This is a genomic window from Desulfoluna sp. CYM3A (assembly GCF_056829965.1).
In genome coordinates, this window is record NZ_CP186556.1 from 1,698,288 (window position 1) to 1,717,215 (window position 18,928).

Sequence of the window (18,928 nt, forward strand, 5' to 3'; positions counted from 1 at the left end):
GCATTGAACTTTCAGGGGTACAAGGTCTCGTACCGGGAGCTGGACCGCATGGTACGCTCCATGGTGGCCTGCTTTCAGGCCATGGGGGTCAAGAAAGGGGACAGCGTTGCCATCCTCCTGCCCAACATGATTCCCTGCGTGGTGGCCTATTACGCCATCATGCGCATGGGGGCCGTGGCCGTCATGAACAACCCCCTGTATACCGATCGGGAGCTGAGCCATCAGTTTAACGATTCCGGTGCCATGCTGCTCATCACCCTGGATCTGCTCGCGGACCGCATGGTGGCTCTGCGAAGCAAGACAGGCATCAAAAAAATCATCTACACCTCCATCGGCGATTACCTCCCCTTCCCGAAAAACCTGCTTTTTCCCCTGGTGGGCAAGCGCAAAAAAATGGCCGCTTCCGTTGCCCCGGCACCTGATCTCTACAAATGGAAGGAGATGGTCGCCTCCCACGCGCCGTCCGACTTCCGCGCAGAGCTGGACTGGGACGATGTGGCCATGTACCAGTATACCGGGGGGACCACCGGTGTCTCCAAGGGGGTGATGCTTACCCACCGGAACCTGAGCTGTCAGGCCCAGCAGGCCACGGCATGGTTCCCGGGGCTGAAAGAGGGGGAAGAGAGCTTTGTGGGGGCCCTTCCGTTTTTCCATATCTTCGGCCTCACCACGGCCATGAACCTGCCGGTCTCCATGGGATGGGGCATTGTTCTTGTGCCCAAGCCCCAGGGCCCCCAGCTTTTGGAGGCGATTCAGAAGTATCGCCCCACCTTTGCGCCCCTGGTGCCCACCATGTACATCAGCATGGTCCATGACCCCGCCATTGAGAAGACCGATCTCTCCTGCCTTAAAGGCTGTTTTTCCGGCAGCGCGCCCCTGCCCGTGGAGGTGATCCGCGAGTTTGAGAAGCGATCAGGCTCCGTGATCGCCGAAGGCTTCGGCATGACCGAATCCTCGCCGGTGACCCACGTCAACCCCTTCCACGGAGGTCCCCGGAAAGTGGGCAGCATCGGGGTGCCCATCAGCAACACCGAAGCCCGTATCGTGGACATTGCCGACGGGGTAACCGAGGTGCCCCAGGGAGAGATAGGAGAGCTTGTCGTCCGTGGTCCCCAGGTGATGAAGGGCTACCTGAACCGTCCGGATGCCACCGCCGAGACCCTGTGTGACGGCTGGCTCCACACCGGAGATATCGCCAGGATGGACGAAGACGGCTATTTCTACATTGTGGACCGCAAAAAGGACATGATCATCTCCGGGGGCTACAATGTCTACCCCAGGGACATCGACGAGGTGCTCTACGAGAACCCCAAGGTTCAGGAGGCGTGTACCATCGGCATTCCCCATGCCCATCGGGGGGAGGCGGCCAAGGCCTTTGTTGTCCTTAAAGAGGGTGAGACCGCAACGGAAAAGGAACTCATCGACTACTGCGCGGGCAAGCCGTGCAGAGTGGCCCGTGGCCGTTGCCTTTCGATCGGACCTGCCCAAGTCCACGGTGGGAAAAATCCTGCGCAAGGACCTGAGAGACGAAGAGATGGCCAAGAAAACGGATTCTGAACGTTAACGGATGCACCTCAGGGGGCCTGTCTGTGCGGATGGGGCGTGAAACCGGTCTGTTGTGTACGGTGCCATGTCTGCGGAGGCGGTTGGCTGGCTGCGCGCCTTTGGCGGGGCGCAGTAGTCGCCCGGTGAAATGGTAGGCAAGGGGGGCGTGAAAACGCCTCCCTTTTTTGTTCTTTTAAGGCTTTCAACGCATCTGAATACAGGGTGTAAAATGACTTTTTTGTTTTGAAAATTAAGGGATTCGAGAAGGCCCGAAAACGAAAATACCTTGCAAAATAAGGCCTGATCGTATATTTCCCATACGTTTCAGATTAAACCACTACACCTTAAGGAGAATGTTATGAAGAGAGCGGTTGTTTTCCTGATTTGTCTGTTTGCCATGTCGACCATGGCCTTTGCAGGAGACGGATCCCTGGATCGTGTCAAGAAAGAAGGCAAGCTTGTGCTCGGCCTGGATGACTCGTTCCCTCCCATGGGATACAAAATTGCCGACGGCACCATTGTCGGGTTTGACATCGACGCCGCCAACGAGGTCTGCAAGCGTCTCGGCATCGAGCTGGCTCTGCAGCCCACAGCATGGAAAGGTGTGATCAACTCCCTGTATGCAGGCAAGTTCGACTGCATCTGGAACGGCATGACCATCACCAAGGAGCGTGTCGCCCGGGTCAACTTTACCAAGCCTTACATCCTCGACGGCCAGGTTGTGGTGGTTCGTTTCACTGAAAAACGCTTTACCGATTACAAAGACCTCGGCGGCATGATCGTCGGCTGCCAGGAAGGTTCCCCTGCCGTTACCGCAGCCAAGAAGCTTCCCAACGCCCCCAAGGCCATCAACGAGTACGAAGACAACCCCAAGGCCCTGCTGGACCTCAAAGCCGGTCGTCTTGACGCCGTTGTCATCGACAACGTCACCGGTCGCGACGCCATCGCCAAGCAGGTAGGTTCCTTCAAGACCCTTCCCGGTTTTATCAGCAAAGAGCCCTTTGGCGTAGCCTTCCGTAAAGAGGACAATGCCCTTCGCGCTGCTGTCCAGAAAACCCTCGACGAAATGGTCGCCGACGGCACCATGGCCAAGATTTCCGAAAAATGGTTTGGCGAGGACATCACCGACCCCACCAAGTGGTAGTGGATACCCGACCATAGTCAGATTCCGGGGAGAGGGCGGCGATGCCGTCCTCTCCTGTTTGGTGGGAACGGCACCACCATGGGGGCTCTGTGTAGATTGATGCCGTTTTTCCACGTTACAGCCGTCCAACGAAGGCGAGACATATCCATGAAACCCACGATACGCAGAGGCTTTCTGCTTTTCATATGGCTGGTTCTGCTGGCCCTGCCGACTGCGGCCCTTGCCGCAGGCGACATCAACCCGGACAAGGTGTTCAGGGAGGCAAGCAACCTCATTGCCTCCGGTGACTACCAGACTGCCCTGGAGGTGCTGGATCGAATCCCGGCCCCGGAGGGCCCCGACAACGCCGGGGATTTTGTCAAGAGCCGCATCCAGAAGGCTCAACTCTACCATGCCCTCGGCATGGCGGATGATGCGGAGGCATCCTGCAAGGAGGTGCTGGCCCTTTTCCCTGATCACGTGGAAGCCACCAACATGCTGGCCTCCCTTGCCAAGGCCAAAAAGCCCAAGTGGGTTCTTTTCATCGACGACATGAGGATGTTTCTGCCGTCCCTGATCCAGGGGGCGGGCATCACCCTGTTCCTTGTGCTCATCACCATGGTTATTTCGCCTTTGGGAGGGCTTCTCATCGCCCTGGGACGCATCAGCGGCGTGCCGCCCATTCGGTGGGTCTGCTGGTTTATCATCTGGTTTTTCCGGGGAACACCGCTTCTCCTCCAGCTCTTTTTCATCTACTACGGGCTGCCGTCCCTGGGGATAACGCTCTCCCCGACCACCTCGGCCATCATCGGCCTGGGGGTCAACTACTCAGCCTACCTGGCCGAGATTATCCGCGCGGGCATCGAAAGCATCGACGGCGGCCAGATGGAGGCAGCCAAGGCCATCGGCATGACCTATACCCAGGCCATGCGGCGGGTCATCGTTCCCCAGACCTACAAGCGCCTCATGCCCCCTGTGGGCAACGAATTCATCGCCCTGATCAAGGACACCGCCCTGGTCTCCACCATCGCCATGGTGGAGCTGATGCGCTCTGCAAACCAGATGTTCAATACCTATTTCAACGTGAACGTCCTGATTATTGCGGCGATGATCTACCTGCTTTTTACCACCGTGTTCACGGTGACCTTCGAGAAAATTGAAAAACGAGTCGGAGCTTATGAAAACAGATAACCAATCAAACCCGACCCCGGCGGATGCCCCCATCATCAGCCTGTCGAAGATCACCAAGCGATTTGGAAAGACAACGGCCGTGGACGCCGTGGACCTGTCCGTCATGCCCGGGGAGAAGGTGGTGATCATCGGGCCGTCGGGATCCGGTAAGTCCACCCTGCTGCGGTCGGTGAATATTCTGGAAGAGATCGACGACGGGGATATTGTCTTTGAGGGCCGCTCCGTGGGCTACGTGGAGAAGAAGGGCAAACGGGTCCTGGACACCCAGAAGAACATCTGTGCCTTAAGGGCCGAGATCGGCATGGTGTTTCAGCATTTTCACCTGTTTCCCCACATGACTGTCCTTGAAAACATCATGGAGGGACCCGTAACGGTCCAGGGCAAGAGCCGTGAAGAGGCACACATCCTGGCCGAGGACATGCTGGAGAAGGTGGGCCTGTCCGGAGAAGTCCGGGGTCTACCCGGCGACCCTCTCCGGGGGGCAGAAGCAGCGTGTGGCCATTGCCCGCGCCCTGGCCATGAAGCCCAAGATCATGCTCTTTGACGAACCCACCAGCGCCCTGGACCCCGAGCTTGTGGGGGAGGTGTTCAACACCATCAAGGGCCTGGCCGATGAAGGCATGACCATGATCATCGTTACCCATCAGATGGGCTTTGCCCGTGAGATCGCTGATCGTGTGATCTTCATGGAAAAAGGACAGTTTGTCACCGAGGCGCCTCCCGATGAGTTTTTCGGGGCCTGCATGACCCACTCCCGTGTGGCGAGCTTTGTGGACTCCATTCTATAAAGCATTCGCAGAGATATTTCGTTTACTGAAAACCCCGTCGCTTTTTTTAAAGCGGCGGGGTTTTTTTGTGGCAGCCGGAGAAGCCCGGAAAAAACAGGCAGGGCGTTTTTCAGAAGGGGTTCCGGGTCTATTTGCAGTTCAAATGCCCGCATTGCGAGTTTACAGATGCAAAAGGGTTGTGCAGACGCAGCGATCTGGTTGAAATCAAGAGTGCCTACTTTTTTATTAGAAAAACGGGATCCATAAGACTTGGTATGGCAAATCTCAGGAAAGCCCGACTCCCGTCAATCCATTTTACGGTCCCGCTGAATCGTTGCATCATTTCCTTACGCAGACAACCGATGCTTATTCGTGAAAGGAGCCTGACCATGGAAAACGATGAGCCTATTACTCCTGAAGTCGTATCCGAGAACGAGGATGACCAGACCTCCAGCCTTGCCATTCCTCACCAGATCATGCCCGACAACCTGGTGGTCCTGCCGGTGACCGGACGGCCCTTCCTGCCGTTTCAGGCCCAGCCCCTTATCATCAATCAGGAAAAGTGGCAGCCCACCATTGAAAAAGCCATCAACGACAGCAACGGGCTGGTGGGGCTTGTCCTGGTAAGGCCCGATGCCGGAGAGGTCTTGGGCCCCGACAGTTTTTTCCGCATGGGGTGCGTGGCGCAGATTCACAACGTCATGGCCGACGGAGAAAAACTTCAGGTGGTGGCCCAGGGCGTCCGGCGATTTGCCATTGAAGACTTCTTATCCAAAGAGGCCCCGTTCCATGTCCGGGTGACGTACCCCGTGGAGATCAAGGGGGACACGGAAAAACTCCGGGCCTACTCGGTTGCGGTGATCAAGGGCATCCGGGAGATCATCCCCCTGAACCCCCTGTACGGGAGGAGGTCAAGTCTTCACCATCCGGCTCCAGCCCCAACGCGGCCCCCCCTGGCCGATTTCGGGGCGTCCATCACCACGGCGCCGGGAAAGGAGATCCAGGATATCCTGGAGACCACGTCCCTCATGGACCGCATGAAAAAGGTGCTGGTCCTTTTGAAAAAAGAGCATGAGGCGTTAAAGCTCCAGAGTGAGATCAGCCAGGAGGTGAACAAGAGCCTCAACGAGAATCAGCGCAAATTTTTCCTGCGGGAGCAGCTGAAGGTGATTCAGGAGGAGCTGGGCATCGCCAAGGACGATCGCACGGCCGACATCGACCAGTTCCGGGAGCGCCTGGAAAAGCTGGACCCGCCGGAGCACGTGCTGGAGCGGGTGGAGAGCGAAATCGACAAGATGCAGGTCCTTGAAAAAGGGTCGCCGGAGTATGCGGTATGCCGCAACTACCTTGACTGGATCACCTCTGTGCCCTGGGGGGTCTCTTCCGAAGACAAGCTGGACATCAAGGCCGCGCGGAAAATCCTCGACCGCGATCACTCCGGTCTCGGCGATGTCAAGGATCGCATCATCGAGTTTCTGGCCGTGGGCGTCTACAAAAAACAGGTTTCGGGCTCCATCATGCTTCTGGTGGGTCCGGGGTGGGCAAGACCTCCATCGGCAAGTCCATTGCAGAGGCCCTGGGACGGAAATTTTACCGCTTCAGCGTCGGGGGCATGCGCGACGAGGCCGAGATCAAGGGCCACCGGCGGACCTACATCGGCGCCCTGCCGGGCAAATTCGTGCATGCGCTCAAGGAGACCGGTGTCTCCAACCCGGTGATCATGCTCGATGAGATCGACAAGGTGGGCGCCTCTTACCAGGGGGACCCGGCCTCGGCCCTTCTGGAGGCCCTGGATCCTGAGCAGAACAGCGAGTTCCTCGACCACTACTTCGATCTGAGGCTGGATCTGTCCAAGGTGCTGTTCATCTGCACGGCCAACCAGCTGGACACCATTCCCCAGCCCCTTTTGGACCGCATGGACATGACAAGGCTCTCGGGCTACATCACCGCCGAAAAGGTGGAGATCGCCCGCAAGCACCTTTGGCCGCGCCTCATGGAGCGAAGCGGGATTCCTAAGAAACAGCTGAAAATCACCGATGCGGCTATTCGAAACATTGCCGACGGATACGCCCGGGAGGCAGGGGTCAGGAACCTGGAAAAGCAGATGAACCGTATTGTCCGCAAGGCAGTGGTGGGATTCCTGTCAAACGGGGACAAGCCGATATCCGTGGGGGTCAAGGACATCCCCGAGTATCTGGGGCCCCCCATTTTCAGGAAAGAAAGTCCAGCCGGACTGGGTGTATCGTCGGGATGGGCCTCGCCGGAGTACCATGGAGGGGCCGCCGTCGGCGGCAACGACCAAGATCCACGATCTCGCCAAGGGGTTCAAACAGACCGGACAGCTTGGGGATGTCATGAGGGAGTCGGCGGAACTCGCCTACAGCTTTGTCTCCTCCCACATTGAGAACTTTGGTGTGGACAAGGCCTATTTTGATACGGCCTTTGTGCACCTCCATGTGCCGGAAGGGGCCACGCCCAAGGACGGCCCCAGCGCCGGTGTCACCATGACCACCGCACTGATCTCCCTTGCCACGGGACGCAAGATCGACCGCCCCCTGGCCATGACAGGGGAGATCACCCTTACGGGAAAAGTCCTTCCCGTGGGGGGCATCCGTGAAAAGGTCATTGCCGCGCGTCGTATCGGGATCCGGGAGCTGGTCCTGCCCGACGACAACCGGCGGGACGTGGACGAGCTGCCCGATTACATCTGCTCTGGCATGACCTTTCATTTTGCCAAGGCTTACCGGGATGTCTTCAAGGTGGTGTTCGGCCGGGCAACATAAGTATGGTGTGCCCTGGGGCCCGGGGTGAGGCGCTTTTCCCCGGGTCCCGGCGGCATGGCTTTCCTTAACCACGAGAATGGAGGGGCGGCCGGTGAATGAGGCGGTGACGCAATTTGCTTCTGCAGAGAGGCTGGGGCCTTTGGAGATCAGGTCCCAGAGCGAGCTTTTCACCAGTTTCGAGATGCGTGAATTGTCCGAAGCCCTTCCCGTGGTGTTTCTGGTTCTCAACCGCTGCCGGCAGATCGTCTGTGCCAACCAACGGTTTGTCGAGGTCGTGGGGCTTACGGAGCCGGAACAGGTGTACGGAAAGCGGCCCGGGGAGGCCCTGGGCTGCGTCAACGCCCTCTCTTCGGGCGCTGGCTGCGGCACCACCGAGTTTTGCAGTGTCTGCGGTGCCGTCAAGTCGATCCTGGCGTCCCAGAACGAACAGCCGTCGGTGATGGAGTGCGTCATCACGGCCCAGGGGGGCGAGGTGCTGGAGCTGCGGGTCCGGACCTCACCCATCTGGCGGGACGGGGAGCTGTTTACCGTTTTTTCTGCCGTGGACATCTCCGACGAGAACCGGAGGAAAAGCCTGGAACGCACCTTTTTCCATGATATCTCCAACACGGCGGCGGCCATCTCCGGCACGGCCGAGTTGCTCATGGAGAACTCCGGCCCCGGAGGGGAGACCGAAGAGATGGAGACGGTGTTTTACGCCTCCCAGTGGCTCCTGGATGAGATCCGTTCCCACAAAAAACTCCTGGAGGCCGAAGCCGGAGAGCTTCAGCCCCAGCTCATGCCAGTCTCCGCCCTGGAGACCCTCAGGCAGTGCCTGGGCCTCTACACCCGCAACAAGTCCACCCACTCCCGCAATCTGGTTCTCTCTCCCCAGGCACGGGATGCCGTGGTTGAGACCGACCCGGTCCTTCTGCGGCGCATCCTCATCAACATGTTCAAGAACGCCCTGGAAGCGACCCCTGAAGGGGGACGGGTGGATGCCGGCTGCTCCCCATGGGGTGATGCCGTTTATTTTTCCGTGTCCAACCCCGGCTATATTCCCCGTGAGGTGCAGCTCGGGATTTTTCAGCGCTCCTTTTCCACCAAGGGCAGCGGCCGCGGGGTGGGGACCTACTCCATGAAACTCTTTGCCGAGCGATACCTCGGGGGTACCGTCAGTTTTACCTCTTCGCCGGATTCCGGCACCACCTTTTCCCTTTTTCTCCCCTGTCGCGACGCGTCGTGACGAATGCCTTGATTCCTCAGGCGCATGGTGTATGATCCCCTTAGTCTTTAGCCTTTAGCCTTTAGCCTTTAGCCTATGGATGGCTGGACCGTGTGGTTTGTCCGGGTAGTGATCGTTTTGTGATGAAGTATTTCTCTCTGATTTTTAATGGGTTATTCTCAATATAAATCGCACGGTAAAGGAGCGGAGATGTCTCAGAAGAAGCGAATCGTGATCACCGGAGGAGGCTCCGGGCTGGGAAGGGCGCTGGCCCTTGTCTATGCGCGAAAAGGATGGCGGGTCTGCATCGCGGATATGGATCCGCGAACCCTGGAGGAGACGGGGCGACTGATTGACGAAAGGGGCGGCGAAGCACTGACCCGGCAGTGCGATGTCACCGTGGAAGGGGCATTCAAAGAGCTGGCTCAAACGGTTGAGGAGTGCTGGGGCGGCCTGGATGTCCTCGTCAACAATGCCGGTGTGGGAGCCGCCGGGACCCTGGATGCCATCCCCGAAGACCGGTGGGAGTGGATCATGGATGTGAACCTGAAGGCGGTGATTCGGGGATGCCGTCGTTTTACTCCCCTCATGGAGGCCCAGGGAAGCGGGCACATCGTCAATGTTGCCTCCAGCGCCGGTATTGTCTCCTTTCCCGAAATGAGCAGTTACAACGTCACCAAGGCCGGTGTGATTTCCCTGTCCGAGACCCTCTATTCGGAGCTTGCGTCCAAGGGCATCGGGGTGACCGTGGCCGCTCCCACCTTCTTCAAGACGAATCTCATGGAGAGGTTTCACTCCACGGACGACCAGCAGCGCAAGGTGGCCGAGGGCTTTTTTGCCAAGACCCGGTATACCGCAGAGGATGTGGCCCGGGATATCGAAAAGGCCGTGCGGAGAAAAAGGCTTTATGTTATCCCCCAGTGGGACGGAAAGGTCATGTGGTGGATGAAACGGCTCAGTCCCGAGCTTTTCCACCGGGGCATGGCCGTGTTTACGAAAAGACGGGGCTTTGAGCGGATGTTCTGCTGAAGCCCGGACGAGCCGAGGGGCCCGGGGCCGTGTTGTCGGCCTTGGGTCCCCGGAACCTTTGACTCGAAGGTGGGTATGGATCTGATCAGTTCTCGGTTGCTCTTTCGCCCCATGGAGGAGCGGGACCGGCGGTTTATGCGGCGTTTTTTGAGCGATGGGGAGCTGACACGCTGGCTTCCCGTGGATTACCCCTGTCCCATGGAACAGGTTCACCTCCATGTGGACCGGCGGCTCGAGCACTGGGACCAGCACGGTTTCGGGACCTTTGTGCTGGAGGAGAGGGACGGGGAGGGGCCCGTGGGATACTGCGGCCTCGAGCATGTGACGGAGACCCCCTTCATCGACCTGCGCTACGGCTTGGTCCAGTCGGCCCAGGGGCGAGGGCTTGCCTTTGAGGCGGCAATGCGGGTTGTGACCTACGGCTTTCAGGGGTTGCAGCTGCCCCGGATCTTCGGGGCGGCCATGCCGGAGAACAAGGCCTCGGTGGCCGTACTCACCAAGGTGGGCATGCGCCCGGATAAGCGCTTTGACTGCTACGGATCCAATCTGTTCACCGCCTCCGTGGATCGGGTCGCCTTTGACCTGAAGGTGCAACCGGTGACCCGCACGGGCATCTGCGGCACCCATGGGTGACGGCCCCTGTACATGAACGCATAAAAAAACCGCTTCGATGATATCGAAGCGGTTTTTTTTGTCCTAATGTCCCTGGGGATCAGCCGCGGCGGGCCGCTTCGGCCATCTCCCGCTGCTCTTCGGCAAGATGCTTGAGCAGGGTACCCAAAGGCCAGGTTTCGCTGGTCTCCGTGAGGGTGGCCCACAGGGGGCGCGGAAATGCATGTTCCCGCCAGCTTTTCATCAGCTGCTGAAGCTGGTTGCCTGTGATGCCGGCCATGATCACGGCCACTCCGCCCAGGTCTTCCCGATTGTTCGGGTGGTCTTCAAAAAGGGATCCAACAGACGTCTTCAGGTCCTTTCGTCCGGCAAAGGAAACGGGGACATCGCTCCACCCAAGGGTGCGTACAAGGGCCACAAGGGCGTCAGCCGCTTTGGTATCAAGGCCGCAGACCAGCAGGCCCTTGGGACCGTAAATCGGGGTGTCGTCGATATCCATGGGTCGCATGGTGCCGTCTGTCATGGGGTTCTCCTTTCGAGGGTCAGTTAAAATAGGCGACGATTTTCTTTGACAGGGCCCCGGCGAGGCTGCGAGTGGCCTTGACGCCGGCTTCCTGATAGGTGAGGTGGCCTTCACGCTTGTTTTCGTTGAAGTTACCCACCATGGTGCCCGTCACGGACTGAAATTATGGCGACATCCGCCGTCGCCCGCATGAATTTGAAGTTGGGGTTGTTAAGCTCCACCCGGGACAGGGACAGGGCAATGCGCAGGGTGACATCCCCGCTGCGCCCGTTGGCTGATACCAGGTACCCGGCCTCTGTGAGCTTCCTGGCCAGTTTGGAGGTGAGGTCCTGACCGCTGGGGGCATTGACCTCCAGGTTGATCCGGAAGTCTGTCTTGACCTCCTGGAGTTGGGAGACAAGGGCTTCAAACTCTTTGTGCCCGGCCCCGTGAGCCGGCCGGTTGATGACCCGGAGGCGGCTCACCAGGGCTTCCCGCTCGATGAACAGGTCCATGGCCTCGTTGAGGTGTTTCAGCTGCATCAACTTTCCGGGGCTTGCTGCTGCGGCTTTTTCTTCCACGGTGATGCGGGCGTTGAGCCGGTTGATGTCCCGCTGCCATTTTTCTGCGGCACGGGCCCTGTCCAGGCCCGCCACGGCCACATATTCCCGTCCCTCTTTGGTGACGGGGCCTACCTCCACACCTTCCAGCTCAACCGACGAAGCCACACGGATTTTGGACTGCACGTTTTTGTACAGGGTGTCCCCCGTGCCGGAGTCGGTGACAGACCGGGTCACAGAGGAGATGTCGCTTTCAATGCGGGATTCAAAGATGTTGGAGAGTTCTGCCTTGGCCCGCCTTACGGCTTCGGGGCGGGACTGGCCGTAGCCTGTGGCCATGAGGTGGGTGGCCTCGGAGACCTGGGGCGCATGAGCGGTGGCGGGGGCGGCCTCCACCGGTTTTGTCGGCCGGGGCGCAGGGGCCGGTGCGGACGTTGCGGTCTGGGCCGGGGGACAACTCCTTATCCGTCGAGTTCGTCGAAGGCTTGCCGGGCCCGTTCGCGTTGGGCGTCGGCGCTGCTGCCGCTGCGGGCCTTGGTGGGCGAGGAGGCCACGCAACCGGAAAGGGCCAGAGAGGCGGCGAGTATCAGGGGTATCAGTTGTTTCATGGGGTCATGTATCTCCCTTGCCCGGATATTTCATGAGAAAACCACCAGGCCAAAATAAGTAAGATGTCATTGCAGCTGGTTAGTGAGACGCATTTACATATGTTCATAATGCACCATGTAATTCAGCGCTTTCGGCTCGTGAAATCTCCGGGCATGGTCAGCGGCATCATGGCTCGCCCGGAGCCCCGGCGTCGGGGGCCCGGGCGGAGCGCCGGTTAGTGCATGGTATGGTTGAAAACAAAAACGGTTTCTCCTGCCTTGACGTTGATGGTCTCAAGGTAGGTGTCGACCACGGAGCAGTTGCCGGCAAAGGCCTTGTATTCGCCGGGCTCCACAAACCGGCTGGTCAGGAAGATCTGACCGGGCAGCGTGCGCCAGGAGCGGGTGTCGGCCTTTTCCGTTGCGCTGGCAGCCACCTGGCCGGCGAGCTGGGCCAGCATACCGGCAAACTCGCCCTGCTCTTTTTCGATCTCTTTGGCCGCGGCATGGACGGCCACCTGTTTGGCCACGGCGCGGGCAATGGTTTTGGTCCAGATACGGGTCTTTCTGTCGTCCAGGTTCTTGACGGCGATGGCGGTGATGTCTTCAGCCACGGTGGCCGGTGATGTCAGGGTGTTGCCCTTGTCGTCCTTCAGGGTCAGGCTGCTGTCCGTGCAGCCCTTGGGAAAGGTGACATACCGGGGAAAGGCAATGGAGATGGGGCCCGTGGGGGCCATGTGGGTGATCTTGTCCTCCACCTTTTTCGGGGCCTTTCCGTTGAGTTGGACATAGATGACACGCCCCTTTTTCCGTGCAGTCCGGTAGGAGGGGGTGGTGCCGGTGAAGCCCTTTGTCAGCTTTTTGGCCTCACTGAGCCGGTCTGCGGGAACCGCCACGCGAAGCAGGTCTGCGTACAGGGAGGGCGGAGTGGGGGTACCGTAGGCTGTGTTGTAGTCTTTGTAGGCCCTGAGGGCCTCGTAGTAGTAGATGTAGGCTTCACTGTATTCGCCGTCCATCTCGCTCAGGATACCGCTGATGTAGCGGCCCAGGGCGTCCTCCTTGTAGACGTTTTTCTTTTCGTACTGGTCGTTGTACTCCGTCAAAAGGGTGTTTAGCTTTCGGCACTCCACAAGGGCACTTTCGTAGTTGCCGTCCCGGATGTAGGTGAAGGCGGCCATCAGGTTGATGAGGGCTCGCTCAAAATCTTCGCCGGGGTAGTCGATGACCAGGTCGTTGACCAGGTAGGAGGCGGCCCCTGCGCTTATGCTTTTGGTCCAGAGGGCCTGGGCCATCTCATCGGCCTCACTGAACTCAGCGGCGGCATTTTTCAGGTCGCCGCATTCATAGTAGATCATGGCGCAGTCGAGGTGATAGAGCAGCTGAGCGTGGCTGCCGTAGTCGGATTGCCTGGTTTTGATCATCTCTTTGGAGGCGACGCAGTCACCTGCCTTGAGAAGGCTGTCAAGGTTGGCGTAGTCGAATTTCGGGGCACAGCCTGTTGTGGCGATGAGCAGCGCCACAAGGAGAACAAGTCGTTTCATGGGGGTCACACCTTCCTCATGAGAGCATTACACGGAGCGTCTGAACGGGCAGCCGGTACGGCCGTAGACCGACCAGGCGAAGGGCCGCCCGATCTCCACTGGAGGGTCGGGCGGCGTGTCGTCAATGGAATGTCGGAGCAGCAGGCAGATCAGAACTTGAAACGGCTCTGCTTGATCACTTTTTTGATCTGCTTTTCCCCGATCCACACTTTTTTGTTCTTCTCCAGGTCGATAAGGGTCATGTCCACCTGGTAGAAACGAACCGATTTTCCCCCGTCCTTGTTGACGATGCTGTTGAGCTCCCCCTTGAGCATGAAATCCGCCCCGATCTCCTGACCGGCAGACTTGGCAGTCTCTTCCGAAGCATGGGAGGCCTGGTCCAGGCGCTCGTCGCGAATTTCATCGCGCTCGCCGCGGCTCGCGACGAACTCCACCTGACCGGAGTTGAGCAGGGCCCGCTCCAGGTTGCGGACAAAGGTCTTGACGTTGATGTGTTCGTGGCTTTTGTTTTTTACGGAACCGATGATGACCACCGGGTTCTCGCCGTTGTTCTCTTTGTAGAACTTGTTGAGCCAGGGCCGGGAGAGTACATCGTCGATCATTTCATCGGCAACAAGTCGGGAGTCTGTGTCGTTCCATTTGTCCCCCACATCCGTGACGCTGTCGGTCTCGACCCGCTGGGTGGACATGGTCTGGCATGCCGTCGTAAGGGCAAGCAGGGCAAAGGCAACAAGAAGGGCGCTCTTTTTCATAATGTTTAAGGTTCCTTGAATTTGGGTCTGGATGTTGGGGCGCGGAAAAGGAGGGAGACAACACCAAACCCATGGCTTGTTTTGAGGGGCAGGAGGCAAGGTGCCTGCCGTTGCGGTGTTCACGGGTCTCTCCTTTTTCTGTGCCGGACATGACGGCTTCGTAAAAAATCATTCGATCAGGTCACCTGAACTCCGGTTGCGCAAGGTGTGGCGGTCTCGAATCTCGGGGCACGCCGGTGTCCTGACCGGGGTACGATTTTTTACGGTTGCATGAAAACAAGTCGCCGGGGACGTCCCGGGACGCATGGTGCAGGCCGTGGGGAAGACGACGACGTGTGTCGGATAACCATCGGTTTTCACTCTGTACCGAGGGGGACTTTCCGTTGCAATCTTGCGGTTTCCCCGCCTGCAAACTTAGAAATTATAGGAAGCGGAATCAAGTGATGTCAACATGAAAAATGGTTTCCCGGAAAGTCGTCCGTGTGACGTGAATGTTGTGTGAATTTCGAGTGATATAGATCACACGGCGTTTCATCGCGTGGGGGGATTTCCCCTGTGGAACAGCTTGGTCGATATATGCTTTGAAAGCGACAGGATGGAGGGGGAAGAGTGACCCTTTGCTCGGTGTGTTGAGCAAAGGGGAGGCGAATTGTCCGATTGTAAAATTTTTGGAGACGTCTATAATGGGCGGCGTTTCGCACCAGGCCTTAAGGGGGTTGCCCGTTGTTGCGTGGGGTCGGCGGCCCGGGGCCACGCCTGGAACGGGAGGCGTGCAAAGGGACCGTGAAGACAAATGTTTAGCTATTGGTTCAGGTGTTCCTTACGTGGTGTTTATGTTATGAATATGAAATTCTTTCTTGTTTTGAGGGCATTTCCGAATTGGCTACGAAGAAATCAAAAGTTGAGTTTTATAGTTACTTGACATCAGAAGTCAATTTGCGTATTGAAAGTATCACGTGTCTGATAGGTGTGCTTGAGGCTGAACGGTGTACGCGAATGGCGGGCCCGGCGTCGCTCGTTGCGATTCAGGACACGATCCGTGCATTTTCTCTCTCTCTATGTTTTTTCCTTTGACGACACCTGGTTGTGATGGCTGGAAGGGGTGCTTCCTCCCATCATCATTATGATCATCCATACCTGCGAGGAGTGTGACAATCCCATGGATAAAATGAGAACACGATCTTGCGTACCGTCGCTTTTCATTCTCGCCGTGCTGGCCCTGTTTACCGTGGCGTCGTCTGCCGGGGCCCAGGAGGCGGCAACCAAGCAAAGGCCCACGGTCTCCTTTCCCCATGAGATGCATTTCGATGTGGCCGATGACTGCCTCTCCTGCCATCACGATTATCAGGACGGGGAGAATGTTCTCGATGAGGACCTGCTCATGGAGACGGAGCCCGAGGAGACCATGGAACTCGACAGCATCAACCGGGAAGAGCTCAGCGCTGTCTCTTGCATCGCCTGCCACAACGACGATGCGAAAACTGGGCCCATGGACGCCTATCACAACCAGTGCATCTCCTGCCATGAGGCGGAAAAAGCCGGCCCGGTCATGTGCGGTGAGTGCCATGTGAGGCCGAAAACGCTTGAATAACGGACGATGCCGACGGCAAGGGTCATTCGTTGGCCTGTGGATTATGCCAGATGACAGCCCCATCCGAAAGTGGGGTTGAGACAACTTATAATTGGGAGGGAACCGTGGTTAAAGCCAAGAGAAAACCGTTGGAAGAGATCGCAGATGCCATATCCCCGTACGGCAAGGTGTTGACCGTGGGGTGCGGCGGTTGCGTATCGGTGTGTCTGGCCGGAGGGCAGCGGGAAGTTTACGAACTCAATGCCGAGCTTGAGCTGACGCTCAAGGAGAGCGGCACCTCCAAACAGTTGGGCAACTACACGGTGGAACGTCAGTGCAACATGGATCTGATGCAGGAACTCGACGACATCGCCGATGGCTACGACTGCATACTCTCCATGGCCTGCGGGGCCGGGGTGCAGCTCATGGCCGAGCGCTACCCGGACAAGCCGGTGTTCCCGGCGGTCAACACCATGTTCATCGGGGTGGACCGGAGCCTGGGAATGTACGAAGAGAAGTGCCGGGCCTGCGGTGAGTGCGTGCTGGCCTACACCGGCGGTATCTGCCCGGTGACCCGATGCGCCAAGGGGCTGTTCAACGGGCCCTGCGGGGGCACCAACAACGGCATGTGCGAGGTGAGCCAGGAGATTCCCTGTGCATGGCTGGACATCTATGAGCGGCTCAAGGCCCAGGACCGTCTGGACGATATCCTGAAGCTCCAGCAGGTGATGCAGTGGCAGAACCAGATGCAGCGCACCGTGGTCCAGCCCAAATACGAGAAACGCTATTACAAGTGATGCCTTGTTGCACGGGGCCTTTACCCGATGCGTGTCATCGGCTCCGGGCACCGGTGAAAAGGGTGTCCCTTTTCACGCAGACGTCAACCCATTGAAAAGGAAAGTGGGGCTCTCATGTATGATTTTATAAGGGGTCCGATGGTCTGGATTTCCATTGCGATCTTCTTCGCTGGCATCATCTGGCAGGTGGTTCGGTTTCTCTCCCTCTCCCGCTCGGTCGAGGACCCGAAGCTGAAGCGTCCGGCTGGCCTGGCGGCCGAGGTGCCGCCTGCCGGGGCAGGGGGATTTTTCCATGCCCTGAAGCTCTCCATTTTTAAGACGAGCCCGGGAATGATCATCGTCACCACGGTGTTTCACTTCTGTCTTGTGGCTGTGCCGTTGACCCTTCTGGGGCACAACATCCTCATCGAGCGGGCCATCGGGTTCTCCCTGTTCTCCCTCAGCGAGAGAACATCGGATATTCTCACTGTGGTCTTCCTGCTCTGCGGCGCCTTTTTTCTCTACCGCAGGCTCTTTCTGCCCCGGGTGCGGATCATCACCAGCGGGTACGATTACCTGATGCTGCTTCTGGCCACGGCACCCTTCATTACAGGGTTTCTCGCCTACCACCAGGTCCTCGATTACAAGCTGATGATCGTTTTGCATATCCTGGCCGGTGAGGCCATGCTGATCCTGGCGCCCTTTACGAAATTTGTCCACATGGTCTACTTCTTTGCGGTGCGCTTCACCGTCAGGAGTGAGTGGGCACTGGGCAGTGGCAACAGAAACTGGTAGCCCCCACAGGGCTCCCTTCCATACGGAGAGTCGACATGTTCAAAAAAAACACAGCCGGGGTCGATACCGACCTGATCAAGAAACGGCTCGACAGCAGAAAGGCGAAGATGAAGCTTTCCCTGGCCGCTTGTGCCCATTGCACCCTCTGCGCCGAGAGCTGCTTTCTCTTCAACGCCAGGGACAAAGACCCCACCTACATGCCCTCCTACAAGTTCATCAACTCCATCGGGGTGCTGTACAAGAAAAAGGGGATGGTGGACCGGGCTACCCTGCAGGATATCCGCGATGTGGTGTGGGAACGGTGTGTGCTCTGCACGCGCTGCTACTGTCCCTTCGGCATCGACATCCCGGAAATGCTCGCCTTTGCCCGCACCATCTGTCGCGAGCAGGGCGTCTTTCCAGATTTTGAGAAAGAGCAGAAACACGCGGGTTAACAGACACGTCGATATGGCTTGATCTATTCTTGTGCGAGGCCATGGAAACGTAACACACAGCGAAGGAATGTGCCGATATGAAATCAGGAAGCAATCTTGAAAAAATTCTCGCAGCAGGACACTTTGCATTCACCGGCGAGCTGGGTCCCCCACGCGGTTCCAATGTCGAGCATGTCAAGGAGAAAGCCCAGCACCTGGTCGGCCATGTGGATTCTGTGAACATCACCGACAACCAGACCGCCATGGTGCGTATGTCCAGCTGGGCCGCCGCGCTGCTGGTCAACGAGATGGGTCTGGAACCCAACTACCAGATGGTCTGCCGCGACCGTAACCGCCTGGCCATCCAGGCCGATGTCTTAGGGGCGTCGGCCATGGGAATCCGTAACATGCTCTGCCTCACCGGCGACCACCAGATGTTCGGGGACCACCCCAACGCCAAGGGGGTCTTTGATATCGATTCCATCCAGCTCATCAACACGGTGAAGACCATGCGCGATGAAGGCACCTTCCTCTCCGGCGAGGAGATCGACGTGCCCCCGAAGATGTTCATCGGCGCCGCGGCCAACCCCTTTGCCGACCCCTTTGAGTGGCGGGTCCACCGCTTGGCCAAGAAGGTGGAGGCCGGGGTCGACTTTGTCCAGACCCAGTGTGTCTACAACATGGACAAGATGCGGGAGTGGGTGAAGCAGGCCGTGGACATGGGCCTCACCGAAAAGGTACACATCCTGGCCGGTATTACCCCCATGAAGAGCGTGGGTATGGCCAAATACATGAAGAACAAGGTGCCCGGCATTGAGGTCCCCGACGAGCTCATCAAGCGGCTCCAGGGTGCGGGCAAGGGCAAGGTGGCCGAAGAGGGCATCAAGATTGCCTGCGAACAGATCGAGGAGTTCAAGGAGATGAAGGGCGTGGATGGCGTGCACCTCATGGCCATTGAGTGGGAACACAGGGTGCCGGAGATTGCCGAACGCGCCGGTGTGCTTCCCAGGCCTGTCGTCGAGTAGCGGGTGTGTGCATGATGTGAGTGTCCAGACAACCACCGGAATAAATGATAAGGCCGCGATGCAATAGGAAGACCGTTGTACGCGGCCTTTTTTTTGATGGAGCCGACTCACTGTGTATCCGGACAAACGAGATGGAACCATACGGGCCATTGA

The 18,928-nt window shown here is 58.2% G+C and carries 21 protein-coding genes and 1 pseudogene; 16 read left to right on the forward strand and 6 right to left on the reverse strand.

Annotation, left to right across the window (positions count from 1 at the left end; all coding sequences use genetic code 11):
* The first annotated feature begins 3 nt into the window (after positions 1–3).
* The 11 genes and pseudogenes from ACOYW1_RS08815 to ACOYW1_RS08865 all read left to right on the forward strand — a co-directional run bounded on the left by ACOYW1_RS08815 (position 4) and on the right by ACOYW1_RS08865 (position 10,275).
* Complete coding sequence (locus tag ACOYW1_RS08815) at positions 4–1,557, forward strand: long-chain-fatty-acid--CoA ligase (RefSeq protein WP_482422500.1); 1,554 nt, start codon at positions 4–6, stop codon at positions 1,555–1,557.
* 346 nt (positions 1,558–1,903) lie between these two features.
* The gene (locus ACOYW1_RS08820) at positions 1,904–2,689 is read left to right on the forward strand and encodes an amino acid ABC transporter substrate-binding protein (protein WP_482416686.1); all 786 of its coding nucleotides are present in this window, start codon (positions 1,904–1,906) and stop codon (positions 2,687–2,689) included.
* A gap of 147 nt (positions 2,690–2,836) precedes the next feature.
* Positions 2,837–3,859 carry an ABC transporter permease subunit gene (locus tag ACOYW1_RS08825; RefSeq protein ID WP_180141008.1) on the forward strand — a complete coding sequence of 341 codons (1,023 nt, stop codon included), beginning with the start codon at positions 2,837–2,839 and terminating at the stop codon, positions 3,857–3,859.
* A complete protein-coding gene (locus tag ACOYW1_RS08830) occupies positions 3,846–4,403 on the forward strand; it encodes an ATP-binding cassette domain-containing protein (protein WP_482422501.1) in 558 nt (185 codons plus the stop codon). Before ACOYW1_RS08825 ends, ACOYW1_RS08830 begins: the two co-directional genes overlap by 14 nt.
* Complete coding sequence (locus tag ACOYW1_RS08835; protein WP_482422502.1) at positions 4,354–4,647, forward strand: ATP-binding cassette domain-containing protein; 294 nt, start codon at positions 4,354–4,356, stop codon at positions 4,645–4,647. Before ACOYW1_RS08830 ends, ACOYW1_RS08835 begins: the two co-directional genes overlap by 50 nt.
* A gap of 455 nt (positions 4,648–5,102) precedes the next feature.
* Positions 5,103–5,681 (forward strand): annotated as a pseudogene (locus ACOYW1_RS08840) (LON peptidase substrate-binding domain-containing protein); the annotation flags it as partial.
* A 482-nt stretch (positions 5,682–6,163) separates the two neighbouring features.
* Complete coding sequence (locus ACOYW1_RS08845; protein ID WP_482422503.1) at positions 6,164–7,030, forward strand: AAA family ATPase; 867 nt, start codon at positions 6,164–6,166, stop codon at positions 7,028–7,030.
* Complete coding sequence (locus ACOYW1_RS08850; RefSeq protein WP_482422504.1) at positions 6,981–7,409, forward strand: S16 family serine protease; 429 nt, start codon at positions 6,981–6,983, stop codon at positions 7,407–7,409. The genes ACOYW1_RS08845 and ACOYW1_RS08850 overlap by 50 nt, the downstream gene beginning before the upstream one ends.
* A gap of 139 nt (positions 7,410–7,548) precedes the next feature.
* Complete coding sequence (locus tag ACOYW1_RS08855) at positions 7,549–8,634, forward strand: sensor histidine kinase (RefSeq protein WP_482422505.1); 1,086 nt, start codon at positions 7,549–7,551, stop codon at positions 8,632–8,634.
* A gap of 189 nt (positions 8,635–8,823) precedes the next feature.
* Positions 8,824–9,642, forward strand: a complete 819-nt coding sequence (locus ACOYW1_RS08860; RefSeq protein ID WP_482422506.1) for an SDR family oxidoreductase — start codon at positions 8,824–8,826, stop codon at positions 9,640–9,642.
* Between the two features lie 75 nt (positions 9,643–9,717).
* Positions 9,718–10,275 (forward strand): GNAT family N-acetyltransferase, encoded by a 558-nt coding sequence (locus ACOYW1_RS08865; RefSeq protein WP_482422507.1) that lies wholly within the window; start codon positions 9,718–9,720, stop codon positions 10,273–10,275.
* 79 nt (positions 10,276–10,354) lie between these two features.
* Here ACOYW1_RS08865 and ACOYW1_RS08870 read toward each other — a convergent pair whose 3' ends face one another.
* From ACOYW1_RS08870 to ACOYW1_RS08895, 6 genes are all read right to left on the reverse strand, one after another.
* On the reverse strand, positions 10,355–10,777 hold the full coding sequence (locus tag ACOYW1_RS08870; RefSeq protein ID WP_482422508.1) for a DUF3783 domain-containing protein: 423 nt from the start codon (positions 10,775–10,777) through the stop codon (positions 10,355–10,357).
* 19 nt (positions 10,778–10,796) lie between these two features.
* Positions 10,797–10,919: a hypothetical protein gene (locus ACOYW1_RS08875; RefSeq protein ID WP_482422509.1), complete on the reverse strand. Its 123-nt coding sequence runs from the start codon at positions 10,917–10,919 to the stop codon at positions 10,797–10,799.
* Positions 10,909–11,712, reverse strand: a complete 804-nt coding sequence (locus ACOYW1_RS08880) for a hypothetical protein (RefSeq protein ID WP_482422510.1) — start codon at positions 11,710–11,712, stop codon at positions 10,909–10,911. The genes ACOYW1_RS08875 and ACOYW1_RS08880 overlap by 11 nt, the downstream gene beginning before the upstream one ends.
* Before the next feature lie 65 nt (positions 11,713–11,777).
* On the reverse strand, positions 11,778–11,924 hold the full coding sequence (locus ACOYW1_RS08885; RefSeq protein ID WP_482422511.1) for a hypothetical protein: 147 nt from the start codon (positions 11,922–11,924) through the stop codon (positions 11,778–11,780).
* A 215-nt stretch (positions 11,925–12,139) separates the two neighbouring features.
* Entirely contained in the window at positions 12,140–13,444 is a 1,305-nt protein-coding gene (locus tag ACOYW1_RS08890; RefSeq protein ID WP_482422512.1) for a COG3014 family protein, read from the reverse strand.
* 149 nt (positions 13,445–13,593) lie between these two features.
* Positions 13,594–14,196 carry a penicillin-binding protein activator LpoB gene (locus ACOYW1_RS08895; RefSeq protein ID WP_482416676.1) on the reverse strand — a complete coding sequence of 201 codons (603 nt, stop codon included), beginning with the start codon at positions 14,194–14,196 and terminating at the stop codon, positions 13,594–13,596.
* A 1,168-nt stretch (positions 14,197–15,364) separates the two neighbouring features.
* On the opposite strand from ACOYW1_RS08895, the gene ACOYW1_RS08900 reads away from it, so the two are divergent.
* The 5 genes from ACOYW1_RS08900 to ACOYW1_RS08920 all read left to right on the forward strand — a co-directional run bounded on the left by ACOYW1_RS08900 (position 15,365) and on the right by ACOYW1_RS08920 (position 18,775).
* Positions 15,365–15,787, forward strand: coding sequence for a cytochrome c3 family protein (locus tag ACOYW1_RS08900; protein ID WP_482422513.1), 423 nt, complete (start codon positions 15,365–15,367; stop codon positions 15,785–15,787).
* Between the two features lie 104 nt (positions 15,788–15,891).
* Positions 15,892–16,563 (forward strand): methylenetetrahydrofolate reductase C-terminal domain-containing protein, encoded by a 672-nt coding sequence (locus ACOYW1_RS08905; protein WP_180141029.1) that lies wholly within the window; start codon positions 15,892–15,894, stop codon positions 16,561–16,563.
* Between the two features lie 138 nt (positions 16,564–16,701).
* Complete coding sequence (locus ACOYW1_RS08910; protein ID WP_482422514.1) at positions 16,702–17,337, forward strand: hypothetical protein; 636 nt, start codon at positions 16,702–16,704, stop codon at positions 17,335–17,337.
* 35 nt (positions 17,338–17,372) lie between these two features.
* Positions 17,373–17,771, forward strand: a complete 399-nt coding sequence (locus ACOYW1_RS08915; RefSeq protein ID WP_482416673.1) for a 4Fe-4S dicluster domain-containing protein — start codon at positions 17,373–17,375, stop codon at positions 17,769–17,771.
* A 77-nt stretch (positions 17,772–17,848) separates the two neighbouring features.
* On the forward strand, positions 17,849–18,775 hold the full coding sequence (locus ACOYW1_RS08920; RefSeq protein WP_180141035.1) for a methylenetetrahydrofolate reductase: 927 nt from the start codon (positions 17,849–17,851) through the stop codon (positions 18,773–18,775).
* The last annotated feature ends 153 nt before the right edge of the window (positions 18,776–18,928 follow it).

Coding starts and splice junctions, on each gene's coding strand:
- ACOYW1_RS08830 (WP_482422501.1), top strand. CDS start 3,846: ATGAAAACAGATAACCAATCAAACCCGACCCCGGCGGATGCCCCCATC.
- ACOYW1_RS08870 (WP_482422508.1), bottom strand. CDS start 10,777: ATGACAGACGGCACCATGCGACCCATGGATATCGACGACACCCCGATT.
- ACOYW1_RS08875 (WP_482422509.1), bottom strand. CDS start 10,919: ATGGTGGGTAACTTCAACGAAAACAAGCGTGAAGGCCACCTCACCTAT.
- ACOYW1_RS08865 (WP_482422507.1), top strand. CDS start 9,718: ATGGATCTGATCAGTTCTCGGTTGCTCTTTCGCCCCATGGAGGAGCGG.
- ACOYW1_RS08900 (WP_482422513.1), top strand. CDS start 15,365: ATGAGAACACGATCTTGCGTACCGTCGCTTTTCATTCTCGCCGTGCTG.
- ACOYW1_RS08920 (WP_180141035.1), top strand. CDS start 17,849: ATGAAATCAGGAAGCAATCTTGAAAAAATTCTCGCAGCAGGACACTTT.
- ACOYW1_RS08820 (WP_482416686.1), top strand. CDS start 1,904: ATGAAGAGAGCGGTTGTTTTCCTGATTTGTCTGTTTGCCATGTCGACC.
- ACOYW1_RS08825 (WP_180141008.1), top strand. CDS start 2,837: ATGAAACCCACGATACGCAGAGGCTTTCTGCTTTTCATATGGCTGGTT.
- ACOYW1_RS08895 (WP_482416676.1), bottom strand. CDS start 14,196: ATGAAAAAGAGCGCCCTTCTTGTTGCCTTTGCCCTGCTTGCCCTTACG.
- ACOYW1_RS08860 (WP_482422506.1), top strand. CDS start 8,824: ATGTCTCAGAAGAAGCGAATCGTGATCACCGGAGGAGGCTCCGGGCTG.
- ACOYW1_RS08885 (WP_482422511.1), bottom strand. CDS start 11,924: ATGAAACAACTGATACCCCTGATACTCGCCGCCTCTCTGGCCCTTTCC.
- ACOYW1_RS08910 (WP_482422514.1), top strand. CDS start 16,702: ATGGTCTGGATTTCCATTGCGATCTTCTTCGCTGGCATCATCTGGCAG.
- ACOYW1_RS08890 (WP_482422512.1), bottom strand. CDS start 13,444: ATGAAACGACTTGTTCTCCTTGTGGCGCTGCTCATCGCCACAACAGGC.
- ACOYW1_RS08850 (WP_482422504.1), top strand. CDS start 6,981: ATGAGGGAGTCGGCGGAACTCGCCTACAGCTTTGTCTCCTCCCACATT.
- ACOYW1_RS08915 (WP_482416673.1), top strand. CDS start 17,373: ATGTTCAAAAAAAACACAGCCGGGGTCGATACCGACCTGATCAAGAAA.